The 7460-nt window shown below is 61.7% G+C and carries 9 protein-coding genes; 7 read left to right on the top strand and 2 right to left on the bottom strand.

The features are described 5' to 3' along the window. The 5 genes from WCA53_RS01005 to WCA53_RS00985 form a co-directional block, all read left to right on the top strand. A partial coding sequence (locus WCA53_RS01005) for an acetyl-CoA C-acyltransferase (protein WP_423904403.1) occupies positions 1 to 946 on the top strand: 946 nt, incomplete at its 5' end. Positions 947 to 1037: 91 nt separating this feature from the next. After that, the gene (locus WCA53_RS01000) at positions 1038 to 1340 is read left to right on the top strand and encodes a Dabb family protein (RefSeq protein WP_423904400.1); all 303 of its coding nucleotides are present in this window, start codon (positions 1038 to 1040) and stop codon (positions 1338 to 1340) included. A gap of 16 nt (positions 1341 to 1356) precedes the next feature. Next, positions 1357 to 1821, top strand: a complete 465-nt coding sequence (locus WCA53_RS00995) for a PaaI family thioesterase (protein ID WP_423904397.1) — start codon at positions 1357 to 1359, stop codon at positions 1819 to 1821. A 30-nt stretch (positions 1822 to 1851) separates the two neighbouring features. Next, positions 1852 to 2859: an NADP-dependent oxidoreductase gene (locus WCA53_RS00990; protein WP_423904392.1), complete on the top strand. Its 1008-nt coding sequence runs from the start codon at positions 1852 to 1854 to the stop codon at positions 2857 to 2859. Between the two features lie 33 nt (positions 2860 to 2892). Then, positions 2893 to 3762 (top strand): SDR family oxidoreductase, encoded by an 870-nt coding sequence (locus tag WCA53_RS00985; RefSeq protein WP_423904389.1) that lies wholly within the window; start codon positions 2893 to 2895, stop codon positions 3760 to 3762. An 11-nt stretch (positions 3763 to 3773) separates the two neighbouring features. Here the strand turns inward: WCA53_RS00985 and WCA53_RS00980 are convergent, their stop codons facing one another. Then, complete coding sequence (locus tag WCA53_RS00980) at positions 3774 to 4598, bottom strand: NRDE family protein (RefSeq protein ID WP_423904387.1); 825 nt, start codon at positions 4596 to 4598, stop codon at positions 3774 to 3776. Positions 4599 to 4626: 28 nt separating this feature from the next. After that, positions 4627 to 5643, bottom strand: coding sequence for a YgfZ/GcvT domain-containing protein (locus tag WCA53_RS00975; RefSeq protein WP_423904384.1), 1017 nt, complete (start codon positions 5641 to 5643; stop codon positions 4627 to 4629). A gap of 61 nt (positions 5644 to 5704) precedes the next feature. On the opposite strand from WCA53_RS00975, the gene mltG reads away from it, so the two are divergent. Then, entirely contained in the window at positions 5705 to 6721 is a 1017-nt protein-coding gene (gene mltG / locus WCA53_RS00970) for an endolytic transglycosylase MltG (protein ID WP_423904381.1), read from the top strand. Beyond that, complete coding sequence (gene tmk, locus WCA53_RS00965; protein WP_423904377.1) at positions 6721 to 7341, top strand: dTMP kinase; 621 nt, start codon at positions 6721 to 6723, stop codon at positions 7339 to 7341. The genes mltG and tmk overlap by 1 nt, the downstream gene beginning before the upstream one ends. Positions 7342 to 7460: the final 119 nt, after the last annotated feature.

The raw sequence follows: 7460 nt of genomic DNA, 5'->3' as shown, positions 1-7460 counted from the left end.
GGTCAGCGTGGCGGGCATGACGGTCAACCGGTTCTGCTCGTCGGGCCTGCAAACCATCGCGCTGGCGGCGCAGCGCGTGATCGCCGGCGAAGGCGACGTGTTCGTGGCGGGCGGCGTGGAATCGATCTCGTGCGTGCAGAACGAAATGAACCAGCACATGTTGTTCGAAGGCTGGCTCAAGGAGCATAAGCCGGGCATCTACTGGTCCATGTTGCAGACCGCCGAGAACGTCGCGAAGCGCTACGAAATATCGAAGGAGCGCCAGGACGAATACGGCGTCCAATCGCAATTGCGCGCGGCGGCGGCTCAGGCGGCCGGCAAGTTCAACGATGAAATCGTGCCGATCACGGTGCTTGCCGGTGTCGCGGATAAAGCGTCCGGCCGGATGTTCACCAAAGAAGTGACCCTTTCCTCCGATGAAGGCATCCGCGCCGACACGACGCTCGAAGGGGTGTCGAAGATTCGCACCGCGATGCCGGGTGGCGTGGTCACGGCGGGCAATGCGAGCCAGTTTTCCGATGGAGCTTCGGCTTGCGTGGTGATGAATGCGGCCGTGGCCGAGAAGGAAGGGCTCAAGCCGATCGGGATCTTCCGCGGCTTCGCAGTCGCGGGTTGCGAGCCCGATGAAATGGGAATCGGACCGGTGTTCGCCGTGCCGAAACTCTTGAAGAAAGCGGGACTCAAAGTCAGCGACATCGACCTGTGGGAACTGAACGAAGCGTTCGCCGTGCAAGTGCTTTATTGCCGCGACACACTCGGCATCGACCCGGATCGCATCAACGTGAACGGCGGCGCAATTGCGGTCGGGCACCCCTACGGCGTATCGGGCGCGCGGCTGACGGGACACGCGTTGATCGAAGGGAAACGGCGCGGAGCGAAATTCGTCGTAGTGACTATGTGTATTGGTGGCGGCCAGGGCGCGGCGGGATTGTTCGAAGTGGTGTGATGGCGGATTGACGTGACGGTCGCCCGGCGTTTTTGATACGCTGGGCGACTGTTACGTATACATCGTCATTCATCTCACCGAGGAGACCCCCGTGCTAAGACACATCGTCATGTGGACGCTGAAGGACCACGCAGAAGGCGCCACGCGCGCTGAAAACATCGTCAAGCTGAAGGCCAAGCTGGAAAGCTGCCGCAGCATCGTTACAGGTCAAGGCCACTTCGAAGTCGGTGTTGCGCAGGACGGCTATGAAGCCACTTGCGACGTCGTTCTCGTGTCCGACTTCGACAACAAAGAAGCACTGGACGCGTATCAGGTCCATCCAAAACATCTCGCGATCAAGCCCTTCGTTGCGGCAGTTCGCGAGTCGCGCCAAAGCATCGACTACGACGTGTGAGTTGAGCGCCCAAGCAATGACCGATCCTTCCATTCTTCCCGAAAGTCCCTTTGTCGATTCGCTCGGCGTGCAACTGGTCGTCGCTGAAGACGGCGCGAGCGAGGTGGTGTTGCCGCTCGGCCCGACGCACATGAACACTTGGGGCATTGCCCACGGCGGCGTGACGATGACCCTCGCCGATGTCGCCCTCGCGATGGCCGCGCGTAGTCTCGCGGGCGATGGCGTGGGCGTCGTCACCGTCGAGATGAAGGTGAACTTCATGCAGCCCGGACGCGGCGAGTTGCGCGCGTTTGCCCGTGTGCTGCACCGCTCGACAACCATGGCCTATTGCGAAGGCGAAATCCGCGATAGCGAAGGCCATTTCGTCGCCAAGGCCCTTGGCACATTCAAATACATGCGCCGCCTTGCGGTTGGCCGCGATATTGCGCAACAACGGGTTCGAACGGATCGTTCGGCAACACCCGGTCCCAGCGACGCCTGACGTCGCCATGCAGTGAACAGGAGAACCACAGTGTCCGAGCAATCCCAGATCAACCGCCAGATCCTCCTCGTTTCGCGCCCGCAAGGTGCCGCGAGCGTCAGCAATTTCAAGCTGGTGGAAACGCCGCTCGAACCCCTCGCCGACGGCCAGGTTCGCGTCCGCAATCATTTCCTCTCGCTCGATCCCTACATGCGCGGGCGCATGGACGATTCGAAGTCATACGCCGCATCGCAGCCGCTCAACGAGGTGATGATCGGTGGGACGGTGGGCGAAATCGTGGAGTCTAAGAACCCGAAGTTCACGGTCGGCGACAAGGTGGTCGGCATGTTCGGCTGGCAGGAATTCGGCACCTCGGATGGCGCGGGCCTGCGAAAGGTCGATACCGCGCACATTCCTTTGTCGGCGTATCTCGGCCCGGTCGGCATGCCGGGCGTGACCGCGTGGCTCGGCTTGAACAGGATTATCGAGCCGAAAGCTGGCGAGACGGTCCTGGTGAGCGCGGCGAGTGGGGCGGTCGGCAGCGTGGTCGGACAATTGGCGAAGGCGGCCGGATGCCGCGCGGTGGGCATTGCGGGCGGTGCGGACAAGTGCCGCTATGTGACCGAGACGCTCGGCTTCGATGCCTGCGTCGATTACAAGGCAGGCAACCTGTATCAGGATCTGAAGGCCGCGGTGCCCAATGGTGTCGATGGATACTTCGAGAACGTCGGCGGCGAAGTGCTCGATGCAGCGCTGCAGCGCATGAACGCGTTCGGGCGGATCGCGCTGTGCGGAATGATTGCCAACTATGACGGCTCGTCGATACCGCTCGCAAAGCCCTCGCTCCTTCTCACGCAGCGGTTGAAGGTGCAGGGATTTATCGTGAGCGAGTCGCCCGAGGTGTGGCCCGAGGCGCTTGGGCAACTCGGCGGCCTTGTCGCGCAGGGCAAGTTGAAGTATCGCGAGAGCGTGGCGCAGGGTATTGAGAGCGCGCCGGAGGCTTTTCTCGGACTGCTCAAGGGCAAGAACTTCGGCAAGCAGTTGGTGAAACTGATCTGAACACCTGACGCCTTAGCTCGCAACGGAGACGCAGTGGACCAATTCGAAAACAAAGTGGCGGTGATCACGGGTGGTGGCAGCGGCTTTGGCCGTGAGTTCGCGTTGAAAGGCGCGGCACTCGGCATGAAGCTCGTGCTCGCCGATGTCGACGTGAAAGGGCTCGCCGAAACCGTTGAGATGGTACGCAATTTGGGCGCGCAGGCGCTCGGCGTGCCCACCGACGTATCGGATGCCGAGCAAGTCGATGCACTTGCCCGTGCAACGCTCGATACGTTTGGCGGCGTTCATCTGCTGTTCAATAATGCGGGCGTCGGCACGGGCGGTTTCGTCTGGGAAAGCAGCGCGAACGACTGGGCGTGGGTGTTCGGCGTCAACGTGATGGGTGTGGCGAACGGCGTGCGCGCATTCACGCCGCTCATGCTCGAACAGAACGAGCCGGCGCATATCGTGAATACGGCGTCGGTGGCGGGATTCCTGGCATCGCCGGCAATGGGCGTATATAACGCGTCGAAGCATGCCGTGGTCGCGTTGACCGAGACGCTTTATCACGACCTGGCGATTGTTGGCGGACCGGTGGGTTGTTCGTTGCTATGTCCGGCATTCGTGCCCACGGGCATTGCGCACGCTGAGCGTTCGCGGCCTGAAGGCTTGCGCAACGATTCGCCGCTGACGGCCTCGCAGCAAATGGCCGACAAGCAGTTGACGAAAGCGGTGGAGGGCGGGAGGGTGAGCGCGAAGGATGTGGCGGAGATGACCTTCGATGCCGTGAGCGAACAGCGGTTCTACGTGCTGACGCATCCGAAGATCCTGGCGTCGGTGCAACTGCGTTTCGACGATATCCTGGGGTTACGCAATCCAACGGACCCATTGTCATTGAAGCCAGAGGTGAAGGGGGTGAAGTAGGTAGGTGGACCCTACTCAATCCTGAACCCTTCCGCCCTTTCGAACTTCCCCGGCCGTTGGATCTTGTGCGAGCCATCGTCGTCGCTTCGTTCCTTGATTTCCAGCGCCAATCCGCCATCCAAGGCAACGACCCGCAGCGCCGTCGTGCTCCGCGTCGCGTACTCCGGCGTCTCGATGAACGCGGCCGACAACACGCGCTCGCGTTCCAGCGAAATTCCCGTCGATGGCAACAAGGCGTCGTCGGCAATATGGGGATTGCACATCGTCTCGATGAGCCGGTCGAGCGAAGGACGCTCATCGGCATGAATCAGATCGTGCAACGCGTCGCGCTGGGCAACCAGCTTGGGCCACGGCGTATTCAACAAACTATTCGATAACCCATGAATGCCCGCCTCGAGCAACGCGGGCGGGGCATCGGCACGATTGCCATACCAACCCATTTCACGGCGGGTGAAATCGCCGGCGAGCAGGTTGAAGCCGTTATAGCGATGTCCATCGCGAGCCACGGCTTGAAGATAATCAAGTGGCGCAACAGCCGGGCCCGACAGGAAATTGCTGACCAAAGCGCCCCGCGTGGGCACATCGGAACGCACTTCGGACGGCGCCCGATAGTTCGTCAGCGCAGCGAAACGGCCGTCGCGCGTGACACCCAGCCACGTGCCGCCGCCGCTCAGGTCACGGCCAGCCAGCAAGCCGGGCACGTCGTCCCACCATTGCATAGGGAGGGTGTCGCGGCGCAAGAACTCGTCGCGATTGGCCGCGAGCGTCAACAACGGCCGATCCTCAAAACCGGGCGATCCAGCGTCCGGTTGCCAGTCGAAAACGATCAGACACATGGCCGATAATGCTCAGTCTTCATTAGGCTCAGACTTCAGTAGGCAGGGCATAGGGCAACGGCAGGAACCGGACTGCAGGACCATCGGCAGCACCGGCGTGAACCGAGCCGTGTTCGAGCGCGGCGAGCTTGATTTCAACCAGCGCGTCCACGCCGCCACCGGCTGCGGGGGCCACGTTGATCACGAGGCCGCACGGCTGGCCCGGGTCGTCGGAATGGAAAAGTTCGATGCCGGGCGCAATGCCGTTTTCAGCGTCGACATGCGCCAACGATGTCCGGCGCTTGATCGTCCCACGATATTGACTGCGCGCCACGATTTCCTGCCCCGGATAGCAGCCCTTCTTGAAGTTGACGCCACCGAGCACATCGAAATTGACCATTTGCGGCACGAATTGCTCGGACGTCGCGTGCGTGATGCGCGGCTCGCCGGCGTGAATATCCAGCCAATCCCATACTTCGGCGGACGCACGCGTTAATTCGGCATCAAGCTCGGCCAGATGCGCCTCCACCTCGACTTTCGGACCGATCCACAAGAAGCGCGGCCGCCCAGCCGAATCGGGCACGCGGATCAACGATCCACGCGGTCCATCGACTTTCACGTGAACGCCGTCGGGCAGGGCATCGAAAAGCCGGGACAAGGGCTTGCGAACATCGCCGGAAAAACCGACCGCGATCAATCCCGGCGTGGCGTCGGTGAGTTTTGCCTTGGCCCTCAGCACGAACATCGACAAGCGCTTTTGCACGGCAGCCTGGATATCGGCGGCCAGCATCAGGCGTACGGCGTCGCCGGTGCGCCACATCAGGAACGACGCCAGCAAACGGCCCTTCGCTGTGCAAAACCCGGCCAGGCGGGCCGTGGACGCATCGAGATGCTGCACGTCGCTGGTCAATTGCGTGTGCAGGAATGTCGCGGCGTCGTCGCCGGTCGTATCGATGAAACCGAATTGCGTCAGCAGCGCGAACACGCCGACGCCGGGTGCCGGATGGCCGATGGCGTCGAAGGCAGACTGGGGCGCGGCTTGGGATGATGCGGTCGAAGAATTCATGGACCTAACTTTGACGGAGGCGAACAAGTATTATATGGGGTCTATCCTTAGCGTGTTTTGCATGTCACTTTCAAAGAAATTGCTGATCGCGGCGGCGGTTCTGGTCGTGATCGCCGGTGCGCTCGTCGCGGGCGCCTTCAAGTGGGCGAATAGCCCGGTCGACCTGGCCTCGCCCGAACTCGACGTCACCATCAAGCCCCACAGCTCGCTGCGCAGCGTGAGCCTTCAGCTCAGCCGCGGCGGTGTCCATGTCGAAACCGAATTGTTCGTGCTGATGACGCGCGCGCTCGGCCTCTCGGCGCAACTGAAGTCCGGCAACTACGAGTTCAAGACCGGCATCACGCCGTACGAACTGCTTCAAAAGATCGCACGGGGCGACACGAACGAGTTCGCCGCGACCGTGATCGAGGGCTGGACGTTCCAGAAGATGCGCAACGAACTCGACTCGAATCCCGCGCTCAAGCACGACAGCGCCGGCATGACCGACACCGATCTGCTGAGAGCGATCGGCGCGCCCGACGACGTCACGGCAAAAGCGAGCGCGGAAGGCCTGTTTTTCCCCGACACCTATCTCTTCGACAAAGACACGAGCGATCTCAACGTCTACAAGCGCGCCTACAACCTGATGCAACAGCGGCTGAACGAAGCGTGGAGCACGCGTGCGCAAGACTTGCCGTACAAGACGCCGTACGACGCGCTGATCATGGCCTCGATCGTGGAAAAGGAAACCGGGCTCGCCGCTGACCGGCCGCTGGTCGCGGCCGTATTCGCCAACCGGTTGCGCCGGGGCATGCCGTTGCAGACGGACCCTTCCGTGATCTACGGACTCGGCTCGGCGTACGGTGGTCGCCTGCACAAAAAGGACCTGCAGACTGACACTCCGTACAATACCTATACGCGCACGGGCCTGCCGCCCGGTCCTATCGCGCTGCCGGGCGTGGCCTCACTCGCCGCCGCGCTCAATCCCGCGAACAGCACGGCGCTTTACTTCGTCTCACGGGGCGACGGCAGCAGCATCTTTTCAGACAATCTCGGCGACCATAACCGGGCCGTCGACAAGTACATCCGGGGACAATGATGGTGCGAGGCAGATTCGTTACGTTTGAAGGTATCGACGGAGCAGGCAAGACGACACACCTCGAGTGGTTTCGCCAGCGTCTCGAAGAAAAAATCGCCGCCAGCGGCCATTCGGTCGTCATTACGCGCGAGCCGGGCGGTACCGCGCTTGGAGAAAGCCTGCGCGAGCTGTTGCTCAACCATCCGATGGACCTTGAAACCGAGGCACTCCTGATGTTCGCCGCACGCCGGGAACACTTGGCGCAGGTCATCGAGCCGGCCCTGGCGCGGGGCGACTGGGTCCTGTCGGATCGTTTTTCCGATGCCACCTTCGCGTATCAGGGCGGCGGGCGTGGCTTGCCGCGAGACAAGCTGGAAGCGCTGGAGCGCTGGGTGCAGGGCGGTTTTCAACCCGACCGGACCGTTCTTTTCGATATCCCGACGAACATCGCCAGCGACCGTCGCGGCGCGGTCAGGTCACCGGACAAGTTCGAGAGCGAATCGGATGCGTTTTTCAATCGAACGAGGGCGGAGTACCTTCGTCGCGCGGAAGAATCGCCGGAGCGATTCGCGGTGGTCGACGCGACGCAATCCATCGCTGATATTCAGAAACAGCTTGAGAAGATAGCGCTAAGTATTTGATCGCTAAATAATATTCGCAGAATAACGCGTCAAGAACCTGGTTTTAAAGACTCTTTATGATTTATCCGTGGCAATCCGACGACTGGGCTCGCCTCCAGCAGCTTCGCGCAAGCTGGCCT

Source organism: Caballeronia sp., assembly GCF_049581465.1.
Lineage (GTDB): Bacteria > Pseudomonadota > Gammaproteobacteria > Burkholderiales > Burkholderiaceae > Caballeronia.
Note: the sequence above shows the minus strand (reverse complement) of the source record. Positions and strands in the feature narration are given on the sequence as shown.

Excerpts from the sequence above, each read along its gene's own strand:
- WCA53_RS00995 (WP_423904397.1), top strand. The coding sequence starts at position 1,357 with ATGACCGATCCTTCCATTCTTCCCGAAAGTCCCTTTGTCGATTCGCTC.
- WCA53_RS00980 (WP_423904387.1), bottom strand. The coding sequence starts at position 4,598 with ATGTGTCTGATCGTTTTCGACTGGCAACCGGACGCTGGATCGCCCGGT.
- WCA53_RS00975 (WP_423904384.1), bottom strand. The coding sequence starts at position 5,643 with ATGAATTCTTCGACCGCATCATCCCAAGCCGCGCCCCAGTCTGCCTTC.
- mltG (WP_423904381.1), top strand. The coding sequence starts at position 5,705 with ATGTCACTTTCAAAGAAATTGCTGATCGCGGCGGCGGTTCTGGTCGTG.
- tmk (WP_423904377.1), top strand. The coding sequence starts at position 6,721 with ATGGTGCGAGGCAGATTCGTTACGTTTGAAGGTATCGACGGAGCAGGC.